Origin of the sequence: Paracoccus sp. SCN 68-21, from assembly GCF_001724535.1 — a bacterium.
GTDB lineage: Bacteria > Pseudomonadota > Alphaproteobacteria > Rhodobacterales > Rhodobacteraceae > Paracoccus > Paracoccus hibiscisoli.
Genome location: NZ_MEES01000018.1, coordinates 21,238 through 45,108, shown reverse-complemented (window position 1 = coordinate 45,108; position 23,871 = coordinate 21,238). Strand labels below are relative to the sequence as shown.

Below are 23,871 nucleotides of genomic sequence, written 5' to 3'. Positions count from 1 at the left end.
CCATCGCGGGGACAGGGGTGTGCCCGCATCACCGCCCTTTGCCCCCTTGGCAGGCCAAAGGGCGGCGCGACAGACGGACCGGGGGCCAGCCGCCCCCGGCGCCCCTTTCGCCGACGCGATCAGCCGGGGGCAATCAATCGGGGGCGTCGGCGCCCGACAGCTCCATGATGACGGCCCATTCGGCCTCGGTCACCGGCTGGACGGACAGGCGCGAATTGTTCACCAGCACCATATCGGACAGGCGCGGCTCGGCCTTGGCCTCCTCCAGGCTGATGGCGCGGGGCAGGCGGGACAGGGCGCGGATGTCCACGCATTCCCATTTCGGGTCCTCGGCGGTGCTGTCGGGATGGGCCAGCGCGATCACCTCGACGATGCCCACGGCTTCCTTGCCGATGTTCGAATGATAGAACAGCCCCCGGTCGCCCAGGGCCATCGCGCGCATGTTGTTGCGCGCCTGATAGCTGCGCACCCCGTCCCATTCCTCGCCCCGATCGCCCTTGGCGACCAGATCGTCCCAGCCAAAGACGTCGGGTTCGGATTTGAACAACCAATAGGCCATCAGCCGATCACCTTGTTCCACTCGACCACATCGACCGAGGCGAACAGCCCCGCCGACTTGTAGGGGTCGTTCGCGGCCCAGGCCTGCGCGGCCGGCAGGTCGTCGGCCTCCAGGATCACCAGCGATCCGCGCATCTCGCCCTCCTCCATCAGGGGGCCGGCCATGCGGACGATTCCGGTCTCGCGGATAAAGCCCAGATGGGCGTCGCGGGTGTCCAAGCGGGTTTGCAGGGCACCGGGCTTGTCCCGGCAGATCACGGCGAACAGGGGCATCATTCCTCCTTGAGGGGTCGGGCCAGCAGGCGGTCCATGGCCTTTTCCACCGAAACGTCGCCTTGGGCAAGGCGCGCGACCATCGCGGCGATGGGCAGGTCCAGCCCGTCGCGCAGCGCCATCCGCGCCAGCGCGCGGGCGGTGGCGGCGCCCTCGACCGTGGTGGCGCTGTCCCAGGCCGACCCCGACCCGATCGCGCAGCCGAACCGGAAATTGCGCGACCCCGCCGAGGTGCAGGTCAGCGTCAGGTCGCCCAGCCCCGACAGCCCGGTCAGCGTTTCGGGGCGCGCGCCCAGATGCGTGGCCAGCCGCGTCATCTCGGCGAATCCGCGGGTGATGATCGCGGCGCGCGCGCTGTCGCCCAAACCCGCGCCGATCACCACGCCCGCAGCGATGGCGATGACGTTCTTTAGCGCGCCGCCCAGCTCGGCCCCGGTCACGTCGGTGGTCCGGTAAAGCCGCAGGACCGGCGTCGACAGCCGCGCCTGCAGCGCGGCCCCGGCGGCCGCGTCCGCGCAGGCCAGCGTCAGCGCGGTCGGCAGCCCACGCGCGATATCGGCGGCGAAGGACGGGCCCGTCAGCACCGCCACCACCGCATCCGGGGCCGCCTGCGCGATCAGCGCAGAGGGACCGGTCAGATGCTGCAGGTCGATCCCCTTGGCCGTGCTGACCAGCACCCGGCCCGCCAACCGCGCGCCGTGTTCGTCCAGAAACCCGCCCAAAGCCTGCGCGGGCAGCGCCAGCAGGATCGTGTCGCAGGCCAGCGCGGCGTCCAGGTCCTGCGTCACCGTCACCGCACCGGGCATGGTCACGCCGGGCAGGCGCGGATTTTCGCCGCGCCAGTCGATGCGCCGCCCCCACAGCGTGACCGGCCCATTCGCCGCCAGCGCCACGGCCAGCGCCGTGCCAAAGGCGCCTGCGCCCAGAACCCCGATCATGCCTTGGCCCCCCGCTTGCCGCTGCCCAGCATGGGTGCGGCGCCCTGATCCAGTGGCCAGCGCGGGCGCGCCGACAGGGTCATGTCGTCGCGATGACCCATGCGGAACCGCTCGATCCCGGCCCATGCGATCATCGCGCCATTGTCGGTGCACAGCCGCAAAGGCGGGGCCAGGAACCGCGCGCCCGCCGCCGCCGCGACCTGCTGCAGCGCCGCGCGGATGGGGCCGTTGGCGGCCACGCCGCCCGCGACGGCCAGCACCGGCACCGGCGACAGGGCCAGCGCGCGGCGCGATTTCTCGGCCAGGACATCGGCCACCGCCGCCTGGAACGCCGCGCACAGATCGCGCCGGTCGGCGGTGCGCAGGCCGCCCTGATCCGCGATCAGCGTGTCGCGGGCGCGCAGCACCGCCGTCTTCAGCCCCGAGAAACTCATGTCGCAGCCGGGGCGGTCCAGCAGCGGGCGGGGCAGGGGGATGCGATGGGCGTCGCCGCCCGCCGCCTCGGCCTCGACATGCGGTCCGCCGGGCTGGGGCAGGGCCAGCAGCTTGGCGACCTTGTCAAAGGCCTCTCCGGGCGCGTCGTCGATGGTGCCGCCAAGGCGGGTGTAGGCGTCCGGCCCGTCCACGCGCAGGAACTGGCAATGCCCGCCCGACACCAGCAGCATCAGATAGGGATAGTCGATCCCGTCGGTCAGCCGCGGCGTCAGCGCATGCCCCGCCAGGTGGTTCACCCCCACCAGCGGCAGGCCGGTGCCCGCGGCGATGCCCTTGGCGCACATGACGCCCGCCATCACGCCGCCGATCAGCCCGGGTCCGGCGGTGACCGCGATGCCGCTCAGCGCGTCCAGGCCCAGCCCGGCATCGACCAGCGCCTGTTCGACGACCAGGTCAAGGCGTTCGGCATGGGCGCGGGCGGCGATCTCGGGGACCACGCCGCCGAAATCGGCATGCAGGTCGGACTGGCTGCTGACCACGCTGGACAGGATCTGCCGGTCGCCGGTCACGATGGCGGCGGCGGTGTCATCGCAGCTGCTCTCGATGCCCAGAAAGATGGTCTGTGTCATGGCTCTTGCCCGGATGATGGCTGAGGCGTAGCCACAGGGCGTAACACCCGCCCGACAGGATGCCAATGCCGCCCGCGCCTCGCCCCCTGCTGCTGCTGACCCGCCCCCGCCCCGATTCGGAGCGGGACGCGGCGCGTCTGGGCCATGACGCGCTGATATCTCCGGTGCTGCGCATCGTGCCGGTCGATCATGATGGGGCGCTGCTGGCGCAGGCCCTCGGGCTGGTCTTCACCTCGGCCCATGCGGTGCCGTCGGCGGGGCCGGGGCGTGGGCGCCCGGCGATCTGCGTGGGCGAGCGTACCGCCCAGGCCGCCCGCGACGCGGGCTTTGCGGTGACGGTCGGGCAGGGCACGGCCGACAGCCTGGCGCCGCTGATCGCCGCCTGCGCGGTGCCGCTGGTCCATGCGCATGGCCGCCACCTGGCGCAGCGGCTGCCGGTGCCGGGGGTGGTGGTCTATGACCAGCAGCCGCTGGCGCTGACGCCCCTGGCGCGGGCGGCGCTGATGGGCGCGCGGCCGCTGGTCGTGCCGGTGTGGTCGCCGCGTTCGGCACGCCTGCTGTCGGCGATGGCCGCCGGCGCGCGGGCGCCCCTGCGGCTGGTGGCGATCAGCGCGGCGGCGGATGCGGCCTGGGCCGCGCCCGCGGCGCTGCGGATCGTGGCGGAGACGCCTTCGGGACCGGCGATGGATGCGGCAATTCGCCGGGCCCTGATCGCGGAACCAAGGTGACGACGGCGGGTTGAGCGTTCAGCCCGCGCTGATTAGGCTGCGCAGGATGCCCACGCGGCCAGGCCCTTTCTGGAGACGCAAGGGCGACCCATTCGGGCATGAGACGGGGACAGGGACGTGAAGAAACCAAAGACCACCACCGGGGGCACCGCCCCCACCAGCGATTCCACCATCCCCGCGGCGGGCTCTGCCGCCGATGCCGGACCTGAGATCCGTCGGATTCCCGCCCATGTCGGCGTGATCGACCATGTCGCGGTCGGCGCCGGAACCCCCGCCCAGGCCGGCCAGCCCGGAGGGGTCCGCCCGGCCGGATCGACGCTGGTCGGCGACGGCACCGACGGGCTGGCCCCGGCCGCCGCACGCAGCGCCACCGCCGAGCCCTCGCCCTTCGCGGCCAAGGATGCAGAGGCGCCCGCGCCCCGCACCGCCCCTACGGACAGCGCATCCACCCGGCCCGCCGCCGCGCCGGTGCGCAAGACGGGCTTCTGGCCCGTGGCCCTGGGCGGCGTCGTGGCCGCCGGTCTGGGCGCTGCCGCGACCATCTATGCCCTGCCGCACCTGCCCGCCGCCTGGCAGCCCGCCCCGGTTGCCGCAAACGGTGACGCGCAGGACGCCGATCCGCAGGCGATGATCGACGCCGCCGCTGCCGCAGGCCGCGACGCCGCGCGTGAGGAACTGGCTCAGGCCCAACCGGACGCGGCCCTGCCCGACGACCTTCTGCCGCGCATCGAGGCGCTGGAGGAGCAGGTTGCTGCCCTGTCCCAGGCCCCGGCCGAGACCACCGCGCCCGAGGCCGACACGCCAGCCGCGGATGACGACACCCCCATCGCCGCCGCCCCCGCGATCGATCCCGACCAGCTGGCCGATCTGCGCCAGCGCCTGGACGAGCAGCAGGCCCGCCTGGACGAGCTGTCCGCCCGCCCAGCCTTCGACCCCGAGGCCGCCCAGGCCCTGCAGGAGCAGATCGAGACCGCCGCCGCCGATGCGCAATCCAGCCTGGACGCCACCCGCGCCGAGGCCGAGGCCCTGCAGGAGGCCGCCGCCGAAAGCACCCGCCGCGCCGAGGCCGTGGCCGCCATCGCCGCGCTGCAGACCGCGCTGGACGCGGGCGTGACGCCCGAGCAGGCCCGCACCGCGCTGGAAGGCGCGGGGCTGGACACGCCCGACGCGCTGCAGACCCCGGTGCCCAGCCTGACCGAATTGCAGACCGATTTCCCCGAGGCCGCCCGCGCCGCCCTGCGCGCCAGCCTGCGTGACAGCAGCGCCAGCGGTCAGGGCAACCTGCTGACCAATTTCCTGCGCGCCCAGACCGGCGCCCGCTCTGTCGCGCCGCGCGATGGCGACGATGCTGACGCGATCCTGTCGCGCGCCGATGCCGACGTGCAGGCCGGGCGTATCGACGCCGCCCTGACCCAGATGCAGGCCCTGCCACAGCCCGCGATGCAGGCCCCCGCCATGGCCGACTGGATGTCGCGCGCAACCGCCTATTCCCAGGCACGGGCGGCATTGACCGACCTGTCCTCGGGCTCGAATTGAGGGTCGTCCGATGCTGTTGTCGCTGTTGAAAATTCTGTTCTTCTTTGCGGTCGTCCTGGCGCTTGCCCTGGGGGCCGTCCAGCTGTCGGAAACCGGGCAGGTGCTGCGCCTGGAATATGGCGGCATGGAATATGCGCTGTCGCCGCTCAAGGCGCTGGCAGCGCTGTTCGTGCTGATGATCGCCGCCTGGCTGATCTTCAAGCTGGTGGGTCTGCTGATCGCGGTCCTTCGGTTCCTGGTCGGCGACGAGACCGCCATCAACCGCCACTTCGCCCGCTCGCGCGAGCGCAAGGGCTATGCCGCCTTTGGCGAGGGGATGCTGGCTGTTGCCTCGGGCGAGGGCAAGCTGGCCCAGGACAAGGCCGCGCGGGCCGCGAAATACCTCAACCAGCCGCACCTGACCAACCTGCTGGCGGCGCAGGCGGCCGAGACCTCGGGCGATACCCGCCGCGCCATCGACATCTATCGCACGCTGCTGGATGACGACCGCACCCGCTTTGTGGGCATCCGCGGCCTGATGCGCCAGAAGCTGGCCGAGGGCGACACCCACAAGGCGCTGCTGCTGGCACAAAAGGCCTATGCGCTGAAGCCGCGCCACAAGGAGGTTCAGGACACCCTGCTGGACCTGCAGACCCGCGAGCATGACTGGAAGGGCGCCCGCCGTACCCTCAAGGACAAGCGCAATCAGGGCGACCTACCCAAGGACGTGGCGCTGCGCCGCGACGCCGTGCTGGCCCTGCAGGAGGCCAGCGACGTGCTGGCCAAGGGCAACTCCATCAGCGCCCGCGAGGCCGCGATCTCGGCCGCCAAGGCCTCGCCCGACCTGATCCCGGCGGCGGTGCTGGCCGCGCGCAGCTATGTCGCGCAAAAGGATTATCGCAACGCGTCGCGCATCCTGGAAAAGACCTGGTCGGTGCGCCCGCATCCCGACGTGGCCGCCGCCTATGCCGAGATCGTGCCCGACGAATCCTCTGCCGCCCGGCTGGCGCGCTTTGACCGGCTGATCTCTCAGAATCGCGACCACGAGGAATCGCGCCTGCTCAAGGCCGAGCTGCTGCTGGCCGCCGAGGACTTTCCCGGCGCCCGCCGCGCCTTGGGTGATCTGGCCGAAAAGCATCCGACCGTGCGCACCCTGTCGATCATGGCAGCCATTGAACGCGGCGAGGGCGCGGATGACAGCGTCGTGCGCGGCTGGCTGACGCGGGCGCTGTCGGCGTCGCGCGGCCCGCAATGGTGCTGCGACACCTGCCACAACGTGATGCATGCCTGGGCCCCGGTCTGCGACAGCTGCGGCGGTTTCGACACGCTGAGCTGGAAAGAGCCCGACGGCCCCCGCAGCGGCGCCACCACCCCCACCGGCGCCGAGATGCTGCCCCTGCTGGTCGGCAGCCCCAAACCGACCGAGCCCGACCTGGCCGACGCGCCGGATCTCAGCAGCCCGGTCCAGCCGCATCCGCCCGGCCCCGCACCGCGCCGGGTGGAACAGCCGAAGGTCGCCCCCGGCATGGTCCCGCGCGAAAGCGATTACGTGGCCTATGACCACCCGTCCTCCACGGTGACCACGCCGGAACCCGTGCGCGTCGAAGCGCCCGCCCCGCAGCCCGCGGTCGCAGCGCCGGACGCACCCGTGCCCGACCTGACCGGCCCCGTCACGGACCCGATGCCCCAGCCCGAGCATCCCGAACCCGCGCCCGAACCCAAACCCGAACCGGTCAACGAACCGGTCATGGTCCGCCCCGATGTCGAACCCTCCGACGAGGCCGACTGGACCGAGGGTCGCACGCGCCCCTGACCGGCGCATCCCACCGGGCATGGCGCAAAAAATCCGCCATGCCCCCTTTCGCCCTTGGCGCGAAGATGCTATCCGCGCGCCATGACCAGCGGCCGGTGTAGCTCAGCTGGTAGAGCACATCATTCGTAATGATGGGGTCGGGGGTTCGAGTCCCTTCACCGGCACCACCTTCCCGGTGGTCATCCTGCCAAAAGGGCCGCCCTCCGGGGTGGCCCTTTTGCATTGGCGCGCGCGGGAACAATTCCGCGTGATCGCCGTTGGCCTTACATGCGCATCCTTTCCGTTATCCCGCTTATTCTCCTTGCCGCCGGTGCCGTGCTGGCGGGCATCGCCTTTGCCGGGCCCTTCGGCAATACCGGCGTGGACCTCACGCTTGGCGCCGGGCTGGCCCTGCTGGGCAGCGTCGCCGCGACCCTACTGGCGGGCATCGCGACGCTGGCGCATCCGCGCCGGGGCTGGCGCAGGGCGCTGATCGCGCTGGCGGTGCTGGCCGCGCTGCTGACGGCGCTGGCGGCGGTGTTCCTGATGCAGACGCTGTTGGCGGCGGCAATGCTGGCCGGGGCCGCCGGGCTTATCGCCGCGCCCTTTTTCGAACGGACCCCCCGATGATCAGATCGCTGATTCCCGCAGCGCTGCTGCTGACCGCCACGGCCGCGCAGGCCCAGCAGGACAGCTGGACCGCCTTTCACGGCGATCTGGCCTCGACCAAGTTCTCCAACGCGCGCAGCCTGACCCCCGACAGCGTGGGCCGGCTGGAGCGGGCCTGGGACTATCGCACCGGCGACGTGTCGGACGGCAGCGGCGATCTGGCGGAAACGGTCTGGTCGGCCACCCCGGTCTATGCCGACGGGACGCTCTATCTGGGCACGCCCTTCTACCGCATCGTGGCGCTGGACCCCGCGACCGGAGAGGAACGCTGGACCTATGACAGCGCCTCGACGCTGGAGCCGCTGACCCAGCCCGCGCTGAAGAATCGCGGCGTCGCCTATTGGAACGGCGGCGACACCGGCCCCTGCGTGCGGCGGGTGTTCCTGGGCACGATGGATGCCGAACTGCATGCGGTCGATGCCGAAACCGGCCAGCGCTGCGCCGATTTCGCCGATGGCGGCGTGCTGAACGTGAACCAGTGGAACACCGTCAACGACGTGTTCCCCTTTTCGCTGCTGCAGCCGCCGCTGGTGGTGGGCGACACGTTGCTGCTGGGTTGGGCGGGCGCCGATTGGGAATATTCCGTCGCCCCGCCGGGCAACCTGCTGGCCATCGACGCCCGCAGCGGCGATCTGCTGTGGGAGGCCAGCTTCATCCCGCCCGAGATGATTGACCGCACCGGCACCGCCAATATCTGGACCGCCATGACGGCGGACCCGGAACTGGGGCTGGTCTATGCGCCGGTCTCGTCTCCCAGCCCGAATTACTGGGGCGGCGCGCGGACCGATCCGATCCCGATTGCGACCTCGGTCACCGCCGTGGACATCGCCAGCGGAGAGGTCGCCTGGACCTTTCAGCATGTCCGCCACGACATCTGGGATTACGACACCCCGTCCGCTCCGACGCTGGTGGACATCCCGCGCGACGGCCAGATGATCCCCGCGCTGGTCCAGGCGACCAAGCAGGGGTTCCTGTTCGTGCTGGACCGCCGCACCGGAGAGCCGCTGTTCCCCATCGAGGACCGCCCCGTCCCCGCCAGCACCGCCACCGGAGAGGTGACCGCGCCGACCCAGCCCTTTGCCATGACCCCCACCCCCGTCGGCAACCCGCTGGAGCTGCCGCCGGTCTGGCGTCTGTCGGATGTCGTCAGCCTGGGCCAATGCTCGCGCGACCGCGAAAAATACCTCTATCAGGGCATCTTCACGCCCCCGTCGGAACAGGGCACGCTGTTCTTTCCCGGCACGGCGGGCGCTACCAACTGGGGCGGCGTCTCGGTCGATCCGGACCGCGCGATCCTCTATGTGAACGCCTCGCGCATCGTCCAGTTGATCCACCTGATCCCGCGCGACGAATACGACAGCGAGGCCCGCGAGGGCGGCAATGAGGAGGGCTATCACCCGCAGGAGGGCGCGCCCTATGGCATCCACCTGACCGATTGGAGCAACTGGGCCGGCATGCCGTGCTGGGCGCCGCCCTTCGGCACCTTCTCGGCCATCGACCTGACCACGGGCCAGACCCTCTATGAGGTGCCCTTTGGCAAGGCGCAGTTCCACGGCTTTTACGGGCTGGGGGATTGGGGTTCGCCCACGCTTGGCGGGCCGGTGGTGACGGCGGGGGGCGTGGTCTTCATCGGCGCGTCGATGGATTCCCGCGTGCGGGCGCTGGACGCGGCCACCGGCCGCGAGCTGTGGTCCGACCTGGTCGAGGCGCCGGCCGTCTCGATCCCTGCGGTCTTTACCCATGAGGGGGTCGATTACGTCGTCTTTGCCGTCGGCGGCAACTCGATCCTCAAGCCCGAGGTCTCGGACCAGGCCGTGGCCTATCGCCTGCCGCGCTAGGCGCGCTCAGTCGGCGTCAAATTCCTTGGGGATGCGTAGCGGCCCGTGCGGCGCCAGCCCGGCCTCGGCGATCTGCTCCTCGGCCATCGAGGCCGCGTTCGGCCCCACCGCCGCCAGATGCGCCCAGATCTGGCGCACGGGGACCGCGATGCGCGGCTCGGCCACGGTGCGGGCGCTGTGCATCCAGACGGCCAACCCGTCGCTGCTGTCGTATTCCCGCGCCTTGCGCAGCACTGCGATCCGCGCCAGCGCATCGGCCGCGAACCGCGCCGCCTTGGCCTTGGGCCAGGTCGCGATGCTGTGCAGATCCTGCCCCTGATCGCGGAACATCGCCTGCCACAGCAGGGCAGCGGCGGCATGGGCCTCGACGATATGGGGCTTGGTCCCGGCCAGCTTGTCGGCCAGGGCCTGCGCCTCGGCGACCAACCCGGCGGTGGTCTTTTCCTGCTTCCAGGCGGCAAACATCGGCGGTCCTTTCGCGCAGTGCCCGCCGACCCTACAGGGCCGGGGGCGCGCTGTCACGGCGCGACCCGCAGGCGGTACAGATCCAGCATCCGCACCAGCGCCGCATCGAACCCCTCCAACGCCCCGTCGCGTGCGGACCAGGCGTCCCAGACCGCGCAGCCCGCCTGATAGCCCTGCGGCAGGGCTGCGGGCGAGCCCAGATCGACCGGCCCCGCGCGAAACCCGTGCCCCGGCAACGCCGCCCGCGTGGCCGCCGCCTGCGCGCGCAGATGCCGCAACCCCGCGCCCGGGCCATGCAGGCGCAGCGCATCCGCCGCCCCGTGCTGCAACGACAGCACCACGCCCTCGTCCCGCGCATTCACGAACACCGCCACATACAGCCCATGCCGCATGCTGCGCGTCACCTGCGGCGCAAAGAACGCCAGCCACGGCACCGCCGCCCAGCCCGGAGCACCGGTGCTGGCCCGCACCAGCAGGCGTTCCGGACGCGCCGCGATGGCTGCGCGGCCCATCGCCGCCACGTCCCGGCGAAAGAACCCGGCCAGCGGATTGCCCGCCACGGGCCGCGCGCGTTCGAACGCATAACGCCGCGCCGTCAGGGACAGCGCGGCGTCAAGCCGGTCGGGCCAGGCGGCGGTCAGACCAGCCGCCCTTCCTCCATCGCCGCGCGCACGAACCCTGCGAACAGCGGCGCGGGGGCAAAGGGCTTGGACTTCAGCTCGGGGTGGGACTGCACGCCGATGAACCAGGGGTGGTCGGCATATTCCACGACCTCGGGCAGCTTGCCATCCGGCGACATGCCCGAGAACCGCAGGCCCGCGGCCTCCAGCTGTGCGCGATAGGTGGCGTCCACCTCATAGCGGTGGCGGTGGCGGTCCTCGATCTCGGTCGCGCCGCCATAGACCTCGGAGATGCGCGACCCTTCGGTCAGCACTGCGGTATAGGACCCCAGACGCATCGTGCCGCCCTTGTCGTCGCCGACCTTGCGGCTGACGGTGTAATTGCCCTGCACCCATTCCTTCAGGTGATAGACGACGGGGGTGAACCGGGTCTGCCCGGCCTCGTGGTCGAACTCCTCGGACCCCGCATCGGGCATCTGCGCCAGATTGCGCGCGGCCTCGATCACGGCCATCTGCATCCCTAAGCAGATGCCCAGATAGGGCACCTTCTTCTCACGCGCGTAACGCGCTGCGGTGACCATGCCCTCGGTGCCGCGTTCGCCAAAGCCGCCGGGCACGATGATGCCGTGATAGCCGTCCAGCAGATGCGCGCCGTCACCCTCCAGCTTTTCGCTGTCGACCCAATCCGCCTTGACCCGCACCCGGTTGGCCATGCCGCCATGGGTCAGCGCCTCCGAGATCGACTTATAGGCGTCCTCCAGCTGGGTGTACTTGCCGACGATGGCGATGTTCACCTGGCCCTCGGCATGCTCCAGCCGGTCCATGACATCCTCCCACCGCGACAGGTCGGGGCGCGGCGCGGGGCTGATCGCGAAGGCGTCCAGCACAGCCCGGTCCAGACCGGCGCGATGATAGGCCAGCGGCGCCTGATAGATCGTCTTGAGGTCATAGGCCGGGATCACCGCATCGGGCCGCACGTTGCAGAACAGCGCGATCTTGGCGCGCTCCTTCTCCGGGATCGGATGCTCGGACCGGCAGACCAGCACGTCGGGGGCCAGACCGATGGACTGCAGCTCCTTGACCGAGTGCTGGGTCGGCTTGGTCTTCAGCTCTCCGCTGGCGGCCAGATAGGGCAGCAGCGTCAGGTGCATCAGGATGCATTCGCCGCGCGGGCGTTCGTGGATGAACTGGCGGATCGCCTCGAAGAAGGGCAGCCCCTCGATGTCGCCCACCGTGCCGCCGATCTCGCACAGCATGAAGTCGACCTCATCGTCGCCGATCGACAGGAAGTCCTTGATCTCGTTGGTGACGTGCGGAATGACCTGAATGGTCTTGCCCAGGTATTCGCCCCGGCGTTCCTTCTCCAGCACGTTGGAATAGACGCGCCCGCTGCTGATGCTGTCGGTGCGCCGCGCGGCCACGCCAGTGAACCGTTCGTAATGCCCCAGATCCAGGTCGGTCTCGGCGCCGTCATCGGTGACGAAGACCTCGCCATGCTCGAACGGGCTCATCGTGCCGGGATCGACGTTCAGATAGGGGTCCAGCTTGCGCAGCCGGACGGTGAACCCCCGCGCCTGCAGCAGCGCCCCCAGTGCCGCCGATGCCAGCCCCTTGCCAAGGCTCGACACGACGCCGCCGGTGATGAAGATGTAACGCGCCATGAAGGCCCCCGTGATGTGCAGTTCAGGTTCGGCCGGTCCGAATGACGATGACCACGGGACTTGCGAAATAACCGATTCGCCCCGTGGCCGCAACGGACCGCAAGTGGATGAGGGGGCGACGGTCATCGCGCCCCCGGATGTCATGTCGCTCAGTTGGCCGGCGCGGGGGCCGGTTCCTCGGTCTGCGGGGCCGGGGGCGTCAGCGCGTCGGCGGCCGGTGCCTCCGTGGGGGCCTCGGCTGCGGGCGCCTCGGCCGCAGGGGCAGGCGGGGTCACGACGGCGGGGGCCTCGGCCGCGGGGGGCGTCACCACGGCGGGCGCCTCCGTTGCCGCTGCGTCGGCCGGCGGGGTCTGTGCGGCCGGCGGCGTGGCCGCGTCGGGGCTGGGCGGGACCAGCGGGTTGCCCTCGGTCGTGGGCGGCGGGGTATAGGCGGGCAGGCCGGGCAGGGTGCCCGCGGGCTGGCTGGCCGGGGCCGTGCCGCCGAACTGGTCCATGATCGAGCTGTTGGACGCGCTGCGGGCCGCCAGGATGGTCAGCGTCAGCGAGGTCGCAAAGATGGCCACGCCCAGGATCCAGGTGGCGCGGGTCATCACGTTGGCCGCCGCGCGGCCCGACATCACGCCGCCCCCGGCACCACCGCCGCCGCCCATGCCCAGCCCGCCCCCCTCGGAACGCTGCAGCAGGACAACCCCGACCAGCACCAGGGCCAGGATCAGATGGACGGTCAGAATGACGTTTTCCACGGCTTTCGGCCTTTCATTTGCGGACGCGCCTATCTAGTCACCGATCAGGGTGATGGCAAGCAAGACTGTCCCTCATGCGCGCGGTGTTTGGCGGGGGGTGATCGAATGACGGCGGTGATGATCCAGGGCACCGGGTCGAATGTGGGCAAATCGGTGCTGGTGGCGGGCCTGTGCCGCGCGGCCCGCAGGCGGGGCCTGTCCGTCGCGCCCTTCAAGCCGCAGAACATGTCGAACAACGCCGCCGTGACCGCGGACGGCGGAGAGATCGGCCGCGCCCAGGCCCTGCAGGCCCGCGCCTGCGGGCTGGAGCCCCTGACCGACATGAACCCGGTCCTGCTGAAGCCCGAGACCGAGATGGGCAGCCAGGTCATCCTGCAGGGCCGCGCCATCGGCCGCGCCCAGGCCCGCGACTATCAGGCGATGAAGCCGCGCCTGCTGACCGGCGTGCTGGACAGCTTTGCCCGTCTGTCCGCCGCCCATGACCTGGTCATCGTCGAGGGCGCAGGCAGCCCGGCCGAGGTCAATCTGCGCCCCGGCGACATCGCGAATATGGGATTCGCCCGCGCGGCGGGGGTGCCCGTGGTGCTGGCGGGCGATATCGACCGCGGCGGGGTGATCGCCCAGATCGTCGGCACCCAGACGGTGATCGACCCGCAGGATGCGGCGATGATCCGGGGTTTCCTGGTCAATAAGTTCCGCGGTGATCCGCGCCTGTTCGATGACGGCTATCAGTTGATCGAACGCCACACCGGCTGGCCCGGCTTTGGCGTGGTGCCGTGGTTCGCGGGCGCGCATCGCCTGCCCGCCGAGGATGCGGTCGATCTGCGCCAGGGGCGCGGCGCGGGGCTGCACGTCGTCTGCCTGACCCTGTCGCGCATCGCCAATTTCGACGATCTGGACCCGCTGGCCGCCGAACCCGGCGTGCGCCTGACCATGCTGCGCGCCGGTCAGGCGATCCCCGGCGACGCCGATCTGGTGATCGTGCCGGGCACGAAATCGACCCTGGGCGATCTGGCATTCCTGCGCGCGCAGGGCTGGGACATCGACCTGGCCGCGCATCACCGGCGCGGCGGCCATGTGCTGGGCATCTGCGGCGGCTATCAGATGCTGGGCCGGGTGATCGACGATCCCTCCGGCGCGGACGGGGTGGCGGGGCAGGTGGCGGGGCTGGGTCTGCTGGACGTGGCCACCGTCATGTCCGCCGACAAGCGCGTGATCCGCGTGACCGGCACCGCGATGGGCCAGCCTGTTTCAGGCTACGAGATCCACATGGGCCGCACCGACGGCCCCGATTGCGCCCGCGCCTTTGCCCATGTCCCCGATGCCGATGGCGCGACCGCCCCCGATGGCCGCGTCATGGGCAGCTATCTTCACGGTCTCTTTTCGGACGATGCCTTCCGGGCCGCGTTCCTGGCGCGGATGGGCGCCCAGTCGCAGCCGGGATACGAGGCCGGGGTGGACGCCGCGCTGGACGATCTGGCCCTCCATCTGGAGGCGCATCTGGACGTGGCCCGCCTGCTGGGCGTTGCGCGCTGATCGTTAAGCCAGCGTGCGTTGTCGGTGTACAGGCTGTGCACGCGTGGTGCAGCGGTTGTGACCTTCTGGTGCTGGACGAAAGCGGGGCTTCGCGCTACCTGAGGGGCATGGAACAGATCAAGCCCCCCCTGACCCTCTATCTGGCCGCGCCGCGCGGCTTTTGCGCCGGCGTCGACCGCGCGATCAAGATCGTCGAGATGGCGCTGCAGAAATGGGGCGCCCCGGTCTATGTCCGCCACGAGATCGTCCACAACAAATACGTCGTCGATCAACTGCGCGAACAGGGCGCTGTTTTCGTTGAGGAACTGGACGAATGCCCCGATGACCGGCCGGTGATCTTCTCGGCCCATGGGGTGCCCAAGGCCGTCCCGGCCGAGGCGCAGCGCCGCCAGATGGTCTATGTGGACGCGACCTGCCCGCTGGTCAGCAAGGTCCATATCGAGGCCGAACGCCACCACGCGGCGGGGCTGCAGATGGTCATGATCGGCCATGAGGGGCACCCCGAAGTCCTTGGAACCATGGGGCAATTGCCCGAAGGCGAGGTGATCCTGGTCGAGGATGCCGCCGATGTCGCCGGCATCACGGTCCGCGACCCCGAGCGTCTGGCCTTCATCACCCAGACCACCCTGTCGGTGGACGACACGGCCGCCGTGGTCGCCGCCCTGCAGGCGCGCTTCCCCGCCATCGTGGGCCCCGCCAAGGAGGACATCTGTTATGCCACCACCAACCGCCAGGCGGCGGTCAAGGCGGTGGCGCCGCATGTCGATGCGCTGCTGGTGATCGGGGCCGAGAATTCCAGCAACTCCAAGCGGTTGGTCGAGGTCGGGCGGGCCGCTGGATGCGGTTATGCGCAGCTGGTGATGCGTGCCGCCGAGATCGACTGGCGCGCGCTGGACGGCATCCGCAGCATCGGCGTGACCGCCGGGGCCAGCGCCCCCGAGGTGCTGATCAACGAGGTCATCGACGCCTTTCACGACCGTTACGACGTGACCGTCGAGATCGTCGAGACCGCGGTCGAGCGGGTCGAGTTCAAGGTGCCGCGTGTGCTGCGCGAGGCCGTGGCCTGAGGGCTGAGGCGGAGAGCGCCGGGGCTCTGCCCCGGGCCCCGGGATATTTTCATGAAGAAGAAGGGGTTTCCCGTGAGACTCTATTCCATGCCGTCCTCCGGCAACAGCTACAAGGTGCGGCTGCTGTTGGCGCTGTTGGGGCGCGATTGCGCGATCGTGGCCGTCGAATATGGCAGCCTGGCGCTGGAGGCGGCGCAGCGGGACGGGCGGCTGCCTTTTGGCAAGGCGCCCGTGCTGGAGCTGTCCGACGGGCGGCTGCTGCCGGAATCGAATGCGATCCTATGCTGGCTGGGTGAGGGGACGCGGTTCTGGCCCACGGATGCGGTCGTGCGGGCCGAGATGCTGGCCTGGATGTTCTGGGAGCAGAACCAGCACGAGGGCGTGATCGCCGTGCGGGCCGCGCTGGCCTGCTATCCGCATCGGGCCGCGGACGCCACGCCCGAGCGGATGGCCGCGTTGCTGGAGGCGGGGCATCGGCTGCTGGGCATCATGGAGGCGCATCTGGCGCGGCGCGACTGGCTGGCAGGCGATGCGGCCAGCCTGGCCGACATATGTCTTTATGCCTACACCCACAGCGCGGGCAGCCGGGGCGGGTTCGACATGGCGCGCTTTCCGGCGATCGGGGCGTGGTTGGAGAGGGTCGCGGCACTGTCGGGGCATGTGACGATCGATGCCTGACCTGTTCGCCTGGACCGACGGTGCCTGCAGCGGCAATCCCGGCCCCGGGGGCTGGGGCGTCCTGATGCGCGCGCTGGACGGCGCGACCGTGGTCAAGGAGCGCGAGCTGCAGGGCGGCGAGGCGCAGACCACCAACAACCGCATGGAGCTGATGGCCGCGATCAGCGCGCTGGAGGCCCTGAGCCGCCCCAGCCAGATCGTGATCGTGACCGACAGCAATTACGTCAAGAACGGCGTGACCCAATGGATCCACGGCTGGAAGCGCAACGGCTGGAAGACCGCCGACCGCAAGCCCGTCAAGAATGTCGAGCTGTGGCAGCGGCTTGACGCCGCCCAGGCTGCGCACAAGGTCGAGTGGCGCTGGATCAAGGGCCATGCCGGACATGCCGAGAACGAGCGCGCCGATGAATTGGCCCGCGCGGGCATGGCGCCGTTCAAATGAACCTGGATGCTTTGGTCACAGTGCTGGATTACGGCTCGGTGCTGATCTTTGCACTGACCGGGGCGCTGGTGGCCAGCCGGGCGCAGCTGGACCCGGTGGGCTTTGTCTTCATGGCGGCGCTGACGGCGGTGGGGGGTGGGACGCTGCGCGACCTGATCCTGAACCGCGAGGCGGTGTTCTGGGTCGCCAACCCCTCCTATGTGCTGCTGGCGGCGGGGGCGGCGCTGGTCGTGTTCTGGACCGCGCATCTGCTGGAAAGCCGCCAGCGCTGGCTGGTCTGGCTGGACAGCGTCGCGCTGGCCGTGGCGGTGGCCGCCGGGGCGGGCGTGGCGATGGAGATGGGCTCGCCCCCGATGATCGTGGTGATCATGGGCATCGCCACCGGCACCTTTGGCGGGCTGATGCGCGATGTCGTGGGCAATGAGGTGCCGCTGATCTTCAAGCAGGGAGAGCTGTATCTGACCGCGGCATTCGGGGGCGCGGTTGCGGCGGTGGTGCTGGACTGGCTGGGTGTCGCGCGGGCCGAGGCGCTGATCGCGGGGGCGGTCGTGGTCTGGGTGCTGCGCGCGGGCAGCCTGACATTCGGCTGGCGGCTGCCGCTGTATCGGCCCCGCCCGCCGCGCCGCTAGCGCAGCACCGGCGGCCCCGCGCGGCCCGCGTCGATGTTCTGCACCCCGGCGCGCAGCCCCTGGCCGATGCGATGCGCCATCTGCGACCAGGCGCGGGCCGACCAGGGGGGCAGGGTGCGGCGCAACGCCTCGTCGAACAGCGCCAGCCAGATCTCGAAATGCTCGGGGCGGACATTGCCCGCCGACAGATGCGCGCGCATCGGGCTGCCGTTATAGCCCGCCTTGTGCAGGATCGCGCCCTTCCAGAAGGCGGCGATGCGATCCTCATGCGCGGGCCAGTCGCCGACATGTTCGGCAAAGATCGGGGCCAGCACCTCGTGCCGGCGCACGGCGCCGTAGAAGACGGCGACCACGCGCGCGATCTCGGCCTCGGTGATGTCGAAACGGGGGTCCATCCGTCGCATCTGGGACAGGGGCCGCCCGGTTGCAAGGGGTTTCGCGCGGGCTTATGGGGGGCCACCGGTCGCAGCCCACCCGGTCAAAACAGGAGCCTTGAATGTCCCATTACACCGACGCGCTGACCCAGCTGGGGGCCGACACGCCCCTTCCGCAATCGCCCGAACAGGCCGTGCTGGAGCGCGTGCCCAACCCGCAGCCCGGCCAGACCTATGCCGTGCGCTTCACCCAGCCCGAGTTCACCAGCCTGTGCCCGCTGACCGGCCAGCCCGATTTCGCGCATCTGGTCATCGACTATGTCCCCGGCGACTGGCTGGTGGAATCCAAGTCGCTGAAGCTGTTCCTGGGCAGCTTCCGCAACCACGGCGCGTTCCACGAGGATTGCACCGTGGGCATCGGGCGCCGCATCGCCGACCTGCTGGAGCCCCAGTGGCTGCGCATCGGCGGCTATTGGTATCCGCGCGGCGGCATGCCCATCGACGTGTTCTGGCAGACGGGCGCCGCGCCTGCGGGCCTGTGGCTGCCCGATCAGGGCGTGCCGACCTATCGCGGCCGAGGCTGAAGGCGCGGCTGAGGCGGCTTGCGGGGCCGTCGGTCAGTTTCTATAGAGGGGCCATGATTTTTCAGGCGTCCCGCATTCGAATTAGCAGCCCGGCGGCGTGAGGTTTCGCGCCGCCGGGTTTGCCTGTGCGAGAACGACCGACAAAGGACCGCCCCCATGAGCGACGCGACCCCCGATTACCGCGACACCGTCTTTCTGCCCCAGACCGATTTCCCCATGCGCGCGGGCCTGCCCGCCCGCGAGCCCGAATGGCTGGAGCGGTGGGCGCGCATCGGCGTCTATGACCGGCTGCGGTCAACGGCGGCGGGGCGCAAGCCCTTCGTGCTGCATGACGGCCCGCCCTATGCGAACGGACATCTGCATATCGGCCACGCGCTGAACAAGACCATCAAGGACATCGTGGTGCGGTCGCATCAGATGATGGGCTTCGATGCGCGCTATGTGCCGGGCTGGGATTGCCACGGCCTGCCGATCGAATGGAAGATCGAGGAGAAGTACCGCAAGGAGGGCCGCGACAAGGACGCGGTCGACATGGTCGAGTTCCGCCAGGAATGCCGCCGTTTCGCCGATGAATGGGTCGACATCCAGCGCGACGAGTTCAAGCGCCTCGGCATCACCGGGGCTTGGGACCGGCCCTATCTGACGATGGATTTCCACGCCGAGGCCGTCATCGCCGCCGAGTTCATGAAGCTGGTGATGAACGGGTCCCTCTATCAAGGGTCCAAGCCCGTGATGTGGTCGCCCGTGGAAAAGACCGCCCTGGCCGAGGCCGAGGTCGAGTATCATGACCACACCAGCCACACGATCTGGGTGCGGTTCAAGCCGTCATTTGCCGTGAGTTCGGGCAATAGCCCTGATCTGGTCCAGGCGTCAAATGATGAACTTCAAAGTGCGTCAGTCGTCATCTGGACCACCACGCCTTGGACGATTCCGCAAAACCGTGCTGTCGCGTTCAACCCGAGCATTGAGTACGGTCTGTATGTCGTTGATACCGTCGCTGACAACTCTACAGCCGTTGCAGGCGAAAAGCTGATCTTGGCTGATGCATTGGCCGATGCCGTCATGAAGTCAGCGAAAGTTGAAACATTCACACGAGTGCGAAGCGTCCCTGCTACTCAGCTTGAAAAAATGCGGCTTATGCACCCCCTGCGCGGGGTCGAGGGGGGCGCGGGCGAGTGGGACTATGACGTCCCCATGCTGCCCGGCGATCATGTCACCGACGAGGCGGGGACGGGCTTTGTCCATACCGCGCCCAGCCATGGCGATGACGACTATCAGCTGGGCCTGCGCTTCAAGCTGCCGATGACCTACAATGTCGAGCCGGACGGCAGCTATCGCAAGGATCTGCCGCTGTTCGGCGGAGAGGCGATCGTGGCGCCGGACGGCAAGGACGGTCCCGCCAATGTCAGCGTGATCAAGCAGCTGGCCTGGTCCGGCGCGCTGCTGGCCAAGGGCAAGATCAAGCACTCCTATCCGCACAGCTGGCGGTCCAAGGCGCCGCTGATCTATCGCAACACGCCGCAATGGTTCGCGGCCATCGACAAGCCGCTGGACGACGGCATGGGCGCGCATGGCGACACGATCCGCACGCGGGCGCTGGCCAGCATCGACCAACTGGTCAAGTGGTGGCCCCAGACCGGGCGCAACCGCATCCATTCGATGGTCGAGAACCGCCCCGATTGGGTCCTGTCGCGCCAGCGGGCCTGGGGGGTGCCGCTGACCTGCTTCGTGCGTCGCGGGGCCAAGCCCACGGACGACGACTTCCTGCTGCGCGACGCGCGCCTGAACGACCGCATCACCGCGGCCTTTGAGGCCGAGGGCGCGGATGTCTGGTACAGCGCGGGCTTCAAGGCGCGGATGCTGGAGGGGATCGTGGACCCCGACGCCTATGACCAGGTCATGGACGTGCTGGACGTGTGGTTCGATTCTGGCTCGACCCACAGTTTCGTTCTGCGCGACCGCGAGGATGGCGCGCCGGACGGCATCGCCGATGTCTATCTGGAGGGCACGGACCAGCATCGCGGCTGGTTCCAGTCCTCGCTGCTGCAGGCGTCGGCCACCAAGGGCCGCGCGCCCTATCGCAACGTGGTCACGCATGGCTTCACGCTGGACGAGAAGGGCATGAAGATGTCCAAATCGCTTGGCAACACCATCGTACCCGCCAAGGTGATCGAGCAATACGGCGCCGACATCCTGCGCCTGTGGGTGGCGCAGGCCGATTATACCGCTGACCAGCGGATCGGCCCCGAGATCCTCAAGGGCACCGCCGACAGCTATCGCCGGCTGCGCAACACGCTGCGCTTCCTGCTGGGGGCGCTGGCGGGGTTTGATGAGGCCGAACGCGTGCAACCCGCGCAGATGCCCGAGCTGGAGCAGTGGATGCTGCACCGGCTGGCGCAGCTGGATCATCAGGTCCGCAAGGGCTATGCGGCGTTTGATTTCCAGGGCGTGTTCCAGACGCTGTTCCAGTTCTGCACCGTCGATCTGTCGGCCTTCTATTTCGACGTGCGCAAGGATGCGCTGTATTGCGACGCGGCGGACAGCGACCGCCGCCGCGCGTCGCGGACGGTGCTTGACCTGCTGTTCCACCGGCTGGTGACCTGGCTGGCGCCGATCCTGCCCTTCACGATGGAGGATGTCTGGCTGTCGCGTTTCCCGTCCGACGATGACAGCGTGCACTTGCACGATTTTGCGCCGACCCCCGCCGATTGGCTGAACGAGCCGCTGGCCGCGAAATGGGATCATGTCCGCCGCGCCCGCCGCGTGGTGACCGCCGCGCTGGAGGTCAAGCGGTCTGACAAGACCATCGGCGCCAGCCTGGAGGCCGCGCCCGTCGTCCATGTCGAGGATGCGGACATGCTGGCCGCGCTGAAATGGGTGGCCTTTGCGGATGTGTGCATCACCTCGGACCTGTCGCTGACCGCGGACCCCGCGCCCACCGAGGCGTTCCGCATGGCCGAGGCCCCCGGCATCGGCGTCGTCTTCGAGACGGCGGAGGGCGAGAAATGCCAGCGCTGCTGGAAGATCCTGCCCGATGTCGGCACGCACCGGCATCCCGGCGTCTGCGCGCGCTGCGATGCCGTCTTGGGATGACCGATGACGACCTGCGCGGGGCCATCCTTGCGCAGGTCGCCCGGCTGCGGCCGGGCACCACCTGCTGTCCCAGCCAGGTGGCCCGCGACCTGGCCGCCGACTGGCGTCCGCTGATGGAGCCGTTGCGCCGCATCGCGCTGGATCTGGCGGTCGAGGGGCGCATCGCCGTCACGCAAAAGGGCCGTCCGGCCGGACCCGATCCGCGCGGGCCGATCCGCCTGGCCCCGCCCCCCAAGGAGGACCCCGATGTATCACCCTGACCCCACCCGCCATGACCGCATGGAATACCGCCGCTGTGGCCGCACGGGCCTGAAGCTGCCCGCGATCAGCCTGGGGCTGTGGCACAATTTCGGCCATGACACGCCCCACCAGACCAAACGCGACATCTGCCGCACGGCATTCGATCTGGGCATCACCCATTTCGACCTGGCCAACAACTACGGCCCGCCCCCCGGCAGCGCCGAGGAGGCGTTCGGAGAGATCCTGCGGACCGACTTCCACGGGCTGCGCGATCAGTTGGTGATCAGCAGCAAGGCGGGCTATGACATGTGGCCCGGCCCCTATGGCGTCTGGGGCAGCCGCAAGTCGCTGATCGCCAGCTGCGACCAGTCGCTGAAGCGGATGGGGCTGGATTACGTCGACATCTTCTATTCGCACCGTTTCGACCCCGAGACCCCGCTGGAGGAGACGATGGGCGCGCTGGACCATATCGTGCGGTCGGGCCGGGCGCTGTATGTCGGCATCAGCAGCTATAACAGCGCGCGCACCCGGCAGGCGGCGGCGATCCTGCGCGATCTGGGCACGCCCTGCATCATCCACCAGCCCAGCTACAACATGCTGAACCGGTGGGTGGAAAACGACGGCCTGCTGGACACGCTGGCGGAGGAGGGGATGGGCGGCATCGTCTTCACGCCGCTGGCGCAGGGGATGCTGACGTCGAAATACCTGGGCGGCGTGCCCCAGGACAGCCGCGCAGCGCAGGGTAAATCGCTGTCGCCCGACTGGCTGAGTGACGAGATGATCGCCCGCCTGAACGGGCTGAACGACCTGGCCGCCAGCCGCGGTCAGAGCCTGGCGCAGATGGCCGTGGCCTGGGTGCTGCGCGATGACCGCGTGACCAGTGCGCTGATCGGGGCGTCGCGGGCCGAACAGGTGCGCGACTGCGTGGGGGCGCTGCAGAACCGCGACTTTACCGCGGATGAGCTGGCCCGCATCGACGATCTGTCCGCGATGGGCGACGTCAACATCTGGGCGCAGTCATCCGAAGGGGCAGGGCAGTAGGCCTTAGACCAGCCACCAGCCCCGCGCCTTGAGCTGGTTGCGAATCATCCGCTCCGGGGCGCCGGGGCGGTCGGCAAAGATGGGTCGGACCTTCTGGCGGCCCTTTTCCTGATAGGCCAGCTTGCGCGCGGGTTCCCATTCGCGCAGCACGCGCTTGATCTCGCGCGGGGCGATGGCGGATTCCAGGGCGGCGATGGCGGCGTCGGAATGCTGCGCGTAAAGCAGCGGCAGCTTGCGGTAATGGCAGGTGATGTCGCCATCCAGACCAGCCAGGGCCGGCCCTGGGCGCCCGCCGCCCAGGCTGGCGATGACCACCGGCAGGACCACCTGATCCAGCCAGGGGTCCATGACCTGGCAGGCCAGTTCGTCATGCGGCGTGTCGCGCAGCGCCAGCGCCCAGTCCAGATAGCGGCGCCCGAATTCCGCCGGATCGGCGCCGAAGAACCAGCCCGCGTTGAAATACAGATAGCGTTCCCAGTGCTCGTCCGGCTGCGACAGGTCCAGCGTGTCGTCGAAGGGCACGCCAAAGCGGTCATAGATCGACCGCCAGATGGCTTGATAGCCGGGGCCGTACAGCGGCGGCTTGGGCCAGGTGCCCTCGCGGCGCATCGACGCGGAGGGGCGGCTCGGGTCCAGACGGACCTGGTCCAGCGGGCCGGTGATCAGCGTGTCCGTGTCGAAGAACAGGAACGGCTCGCCCGCGGGCAGAAGGGCCAGGGCCTCGATCTTGTTGCCTTGGGGATAGGCGGCGCCGAAATGGCGTGCGGTAAAGGGCAGGATCTCGGCGCCAAACCCGGTCAGCAGGTCGCGGCACGGCTGAGAGATGGCGGTGTCGTGGCCGCTCCAGGCGCCGTCGGGGGTGGGTTCGGCGATGATGACGCGGCCGGTCCAATCCGGGGCATGGGCCCGCAGGCTGGCCATGAAGATCACGGCTTCGTATTCCAGCCGCCCGGCCTGCCCCACGATCAGCAGATTGGGCTGTTTGTGTTTCTTGGCTGGCACTTGATAACCCCGGCACTCGTGATGATGCGGGAAGATTAGCCGGGGCAAGGCCGCAGCAAAACCCCCTGCCGGACCTGTGCGGCGGTTTTATTGCCGCGCCGCAGCGGGGTCGCCGGAAGGATGTCGGGGGAGGGGAATGGTGGGCGACCCTGGAATCGAACCAGGCGTGGGTCTCCCCGGCGGAGTTACAGTCCGCTGCCGCACCTTGCAGCACGTCGCCCGCCGATCGCTTTCGGCGTGCCGGGTGATTAGCTGCCCCGCCGGGGGGCGTCAAGCACATTTCCGGGGCTTGCGCGACAGGCCCGTCCCGCGCACAGAAGG

At 69.6% G+C, this 23,871-nt stretch carries 24 protein-coding genes and 2 tRNA genes; 15 read left to right on the top strand and 11 right to left on the bottom strand.

Annotation, left to right across the window (positions count from 1 at the left end; translation table 11 throughout):
• Positions 1-133: 133 nt before the first annotated feature.
• From ABS73_RS07765 to tsaD, 4 genes are read right to left on the bottom strand one after another with little or no spacing between them, the layout of a single operon-like run.
• A complete protein-coding gene (locus tag ABS73_RS07765) occupies positions 134-559 on the bottom strand; it encodes an EVE domain-containing protein (RefSeq protein ID WP_136855437.1) in 426 nt (141 codons plus the stop codon).
• On the bottom strand, positions 559-831 hold the full coding sequence (locus ABS73_RS07760) for a YciI family protein (RefSeq protein ID WP_136855438.1): 273 nt from the start codon (positions 829-831) through the stop codon (positions 559-561). Before ABS73_RS07760 ends, ABS73_RS07765 begins: the two co-directional genes overlap by 1 nt.
• Complete coding sequence (locus ABS73_RS07755; RefSeq protein WP_277019599.1) at positions 831-1,769, bottom strand: NAD(P)H-dependent glycerol-3-phosphate dehydrogenase; 939 nt, start codon at positions 1,767-1,769, stop codon at positions 831-833. The genes ABS73_RS07760 and ABS73_RS07755 overlap by 1 nt, the downstream gene beginning before the upstream one ends.
• Entirely contained in the window at positions 1,766-2,833 is a 1,068-nt protein-coding gene (gene tsaD, locus ABS73_RS07750) for a tRNA (adenosine(37)-N6)-threonylcarbamoyltransferase complex transferase subunit TsaD (protein WP_277019597.1), read from the bottom strand. The genes ABS73_RS07755 and tsaD overlap by 4 nt, the downstream gene beginning before the upstream one ends.
• A gap of 65 nt (positions 2,834-2,898) precedes the next feature.
• Here tsaD and ABS73_RS07745 point away from each other — a divergent pair, with 65 nt between their 5' ends.
• The 6 genes from ABS73_RS07745 (at position 2,899) to ABS73_RS07720 (ending at position 9,375) form a co-directional block, all read left to right on the top strand.
• On the top strand, positions 2,899-3,561 hold the full coding sequence (locus ABS73_RS07745; protein WP_277019596.1) for a uroporphyrinogen-III synthase: 663 nt from the start codon (positions 2,899-2,901) through the stop codon (positions 3,559-3,561).
• A 117-nt stretch (positions 3,562-3,678) separates the two neighbouring features.
• Positions 3,679-5,097: a COG4223 family protein gene (locus tag ABS73_RS07740; RefSeq protein ID WP_277019594.1), complete on the top strand. Its 1,419-nt coding sequence runs from the start codon at positions 3,679-3,681 to the stop codon at positions 5,095-5,097.
• A gap of 10 nt (positions 5,098-5,107) precedes the next feature.
• Positions 5,108-6,889, top strand: a complete 1,782-nt coding sequence (locus tag ABS73_RS07735; protein ID WP_277019593.1) for a heme biosynthesis protein HemY — start codon at positions 5,108-5,110, stop codon at positions 6,887-6,889.
• A 91-nt stretch (positions 6,890-6,980) separates the two neighbouring features.
• Positions 6,981-7,056 (top strand) — tRNA-Thr (locus ABS73_RS07730).
• A 148-nt stretch (positions 7,057-7,204) separates the two neighbouring features.
• Positions 7,205-7,498, top strand: a complete 294-nt coding sequence (locus tag ABS73_RS07725) for a hypothetical protein (protein WP_286693425.1) — start codon at positions 7,205-7,207, stop codon at positions 7,496-7,498.
• Entirely contained in the window at positions 7,495-9,375 is a 1,881-nt protein-coding gene (locus ABS73_RS07720) for an outer membrane protein assembly factor BamB family protein (protein WP_277019589.1), read from the top strand. Before ABS73_RS07725 ends, ABS73_RS07720 begins: the two co-directional genes overlap by 4 nt.
• A 6-nt stretch (positions 9,376-9,381) precedes the next feature.
• On the opposite strand, the gene ABS73_RS07715 is transcribed toward ABS73_RS07720, so the two are convergent.
• The 4 genes from ABS73_RS07715 to secG form a co-directional block, all read right to left on the bottom strand.
• Positions 9,382-9,840: a hypothetical protein gene (locus tag ABS73_RS07715; protein ID WP_277019587.1), complete on the bottom strand. Its 459-nt coding sequence runs from the start codon at positions 9,838-9,840 to the stop codon at positions 9,382-9,384.
• Between the two features lie 53 nt (positions 9,841-9,893).
• Positions 9,894-10,439, bottom strand: a complete 546-nt coding sequence (locus tag ABS73_RS07710; RefSeq protein ID WP_277019695.1) for an MrcB family domain-containing protein — start codon at positions 10,437-10,439, stop codon at positions 9,894-9,896.
• A 38-nt stretch (positions 10,440-10,477) separates the two neighbouring features.
• The gene (gene pyrG, locus ABS73_RS07705; protein WP_277019586.1) at positions 10,478-12,121 is read right to left on the bottom strand and encodes a CTP synthase; all 1,644 of its coding nucleotides are present in this window, start codon (positions 12,119-12,121) and stop codon (positions 10,478-10,480) included.
• Between the two features lie 149 nt (positions 12,122-12,270).
• A complete protein-coding gene (gene secG, locus ABS73_RS07700) occupies positions 12,271-12,864 on the bottom strand; it encodes a preprotein translocase subunit SecG (RefSeq protein WP_277019585.1) in 594 nt (197 codons plus the stop codon).
• A 105-nt stretch (positions 12,865-12,969) separates the two neighbouring features.
• On the opposite strand from secG, the gene ABS73_RS07695 reads away from it, so the two are divergent.
• The 5 genes from ABS73_RS07695 to ABS73_RS07675 all read left to right on the top strand — a co-directional run bounded on the left by ABS73_RS07695 (position 12,970) and on the right by ABS73_RS07675 (position 17,216).
• Positions 12,970-14,400 (top strand): cobyric acid synthase, encoded by a 1,431-nt coding sequence (locus ABS73_RS07695; protein WP_277019583.1) that lies wholly within the window; start codon positions 12,970-12,972, stop codon positions 14,398-14,400.
• A 107-nt stretch (positions 14,401-14,507) separates the two neighbouring features.
• A complete protein-coding gene (gene ispH, locus ABS73_RS07690) occupies positions 14,508-15,467 on the top strand; it encodes a 4-hydroxy-3-methylbut-2-enyl diphosphate reductase (protein WP_277019581.1) in 960 nt (319 codons plus the stop codon).
• Between the two features lie 72 nt (positions 15,468-15,539).
• The gene (locus ABS73_RS07685) at positions 15,540-16,145 is read left to right on the top strand and encodes a glutathione S-transferase family protein (protein WP_277019580.1); all 606 of its coding nucleotides are present in this window, start codon (positions 15,540-15,542) and stop codon (positions 16,143-16,145) included.
• Positions 16,138-16,587, top strand: coding sequence for a ribonuclease HI (gene rnhA, locus ABS73_RS07680; protein WP_277019578.1), 450 nt, complete (start codon positions 16,138-16,140; stop codon positions 16,585-16,587). Before ABS73_RS07685 ends, rnhA begins: the two co-directional genes overlap by 8 nt.
• Positions 16,584-17,216, top strand: a complete 633-nt coding sequence (locus tag ABS73_RS07675) for a trimeric intracellular cation channel family protein (RefSeq protein ID WP_277019576.1) — start codon at positions 16,584-16,586, stop codon at positions 17,214-17,216. Before rnhA ends, ABS73_RS07675 begins: the two co-directional genes overlap by 4 nt.
• Here ABS73_RS07675 and ABS73_RS07670 read toward each other — a convergent pair.
• Positions 17,213-17,611 (bottom strand): group III truncated hemoglobin, encoded by a 399-nt coding sequence (locus ABS73_RS07670; RefSeq protein ID WP_277019575.1) that lies wholly within the window; start codon positions 17,609-17,611, stop codon positions 17,213-17,215. The two genes, ABS73_RS07675 and ABS73_RS07670, sit on opposite strands and share 4 nt — an antisense overlap.
• A gap of 101 nt (positions 17,612-17,712) precedes the next feature.
• Between ABS73_RS07670 and queF the strand changes: the two genes are divergently transcribed.
• The 4 genes from queF (at position 17,713) to mgrA (ending at position 22,548) form a co-directional block, all read left to right on the top strand.
• Positions 17,713-18,174, top strand: a complete 462-nt coding sequence (gene queF, locus ABS73_RS07665) for a preQ(1) synthase (protein ID WP_277019574.1) — start codon at positions 17,713-17,715, stop codon at positions 18,172-18,174.
• 156 nt (positions 18,175-18,330) lie between these two features.
• Positions 18,331-21,267, top strand: a complete 2,937-nt coding sequence (gene ileS / locus ABS73_RS07660) for an isoleucine--tRNA ligase (protein ID WP_277019572.1) — start codon at positions 18,331-18,333, stop codon at positions 21,265-21,267.
• Entirely contained in the window at positions 21,264-21,527 is a 264-nt protein-coding gene (locus tag ABS73_RS07655) for a DUF3253 domain-containing protein (protein ID WP_277019570.1), read from the top strand. The genes ileS and ABS73_RS07655 overlap by 4 nt, the downstream gene beginning before the upstream one ends.
• The gene (gene mgrA, locus ABS73_RS07650) at positions 21,514-22,548 is read left to right on the top strand and encodes an L-glyceraldehyde 3-phosphate reductase (RefSeq protein WP_277019569.1); all 1,035 of its coding nucleotides are present in this window, start codon (positions 21,514-21,516) and stop codon (positions 22,546-22,548) included. The genes ABS73_RS07655 and mgrA overlap by 14 nt, the downstream gene beginning before the upstream one ends.
• Positions 22,549-22,551: 3 nt before the next feature.
• On the opposite strand, the gene ABS73_RS07645 is transcribed toward mgrA, so the two are convergent.
• A complete protein-coding gene (locus ABS73_RS07645) occupies positions 22,552-23,550 on the bottom strand; it encodes a GT-B fold glycosyltransferase domain-containing protein (RefSeq protein WP_277019567.1) in 999 nt (332 codons plus the stop codon).
• A gap of 137 nt (positions 23,551-23,687) precedes the next feature.
• Positions 23,688-23,771, bottom strand: a tRNA-Tyr gene (locus ABS73_RS07640).
• Positions 23,772-23,871 lie beyond the last annotated feature (100 nt).

Bases quoted from the DNA above. Each gene is read 5' to 3' on its own strand.
- ABS73_RS07765 (WP_136855437.1), bottom strand. From the start codon at position 559: ATGGCCTATTGGTTGTTCAAATCCGAACCCGACGTCTTTGGCTGGGAC.
- ABS73_RS07760 (WP_136855438.1), bottom strand. From the start codon at position 831: ATGCCCCTGTTCGCCGTGATCTGCCGGGACAAGCCCGGTGCCCTGCAA.
- ABS73_RS07755 (WP_277019599.1), bottom strand. From the start codon at position 1,769: ATGATCGGGGTTCTGGGCGCAGGCGCCTTTGGCACGGCGCTGGCCGTG.
- tsaD (WP_277019597.1), bottom strand. From the start codon at position 2,833: ATGACACAGACCATCTTTCTGGGCATCGAGAGCAGCTGCGATGACACC.
- ABS73_RS07745 (WP_277019596.1), top strand. From the start codon at position 2,899: ATGCCGCCCGCGCCTCGCCCCCTGCTGCTGCTGACCCGCCCCCGCCCC.
- ABS73_RS07735 (WP_277019593.1), top strand. From the start codon at position 5,108: ATGCTGTTGTCGCTGTTGAAAATTCTGTTCTTCTTTGCGGTCGTCCTG.
- ABS73_RS07720 (WP_277019589.1), top strand. From the start codon at position 7,495: ATGATCAGATCGCTGATTCCCGCAGCGCTGCTGCTGACCGCCACGGCC.
- ABS73_RS07715 (WP_277019587.1), bottom strand. From the start codon at position 9,840: ATGTTTGCCGCCTGGAAGCAGGAAAAGACCACCGCCGGGTTGGTCGCC.
- pyrG (WP_277019586.1), bottom strand. From the start codon at position 12,121: ATGGCGCGTTACATCTTCATCACCGGCGGCGTCGTGTCGAGCCTTGGC.
- ABS73_RS07695 (WP_277019583.1), top strand. From the start codon at position 12,970: ATGACGGCGGTGATGATCCAGGGCACCGGGTCGAATGTGGGCAAATCG.
- ispH (WP_277019581.1), top strand. From the start codon at position 14,508: ATGGAACAGATCAAGCCCCCCCTGACCCTCTATCTGGCCGCGCCGCGC.
- rnhA (WP_277019578.1), top strand. From the start codon at position 16,138: ATGCCTGACCTGTTCGCCTGGACCGACGGTGCCTGCAGCGGCAATCCC.
- ABS73_RS07675 (WP_277019576.1), top strand. From the start codon at position 16,584: ATGAACCTGGATGCTTTGGTCACAGTGCTGGATTACGGCTCGGTGCTG.
- ABS73_RS07670 (WP_277019575.1), bottom strand. From the start codon at position 17,611: ATGGACCCCCGTTTCGACATCACCGAGGCCGAGATCGCGCGCGTGGTC.
- queF (WP_277019574.1), top strand. From the start codon at position 17,713: ATGTCCCATTACACCGACGCGCTGACCCAGCTGGGGGCCGACACGCCC.
- ileS (WP_277019572.1), top strand. From the start codon at position 18,331: ATGAGCGACGCGACCCCCGATTACCGCGACACCGTCTTTCTGCCCCAG.
- ABS73_RS07655 (WP_277019570.1), top strand. From the start codon at position 21,264: ATGACCGATGACGACCTGCGCGGGGCCATCCTTGCGCAGGTCGCCCGG.
- mgrA (WP_277019569.1), top strand. From the start codon at position 21,514: ATGTATCACCCTGACCCCACCCGCCATGACCGCATGGAATACCGCCGC.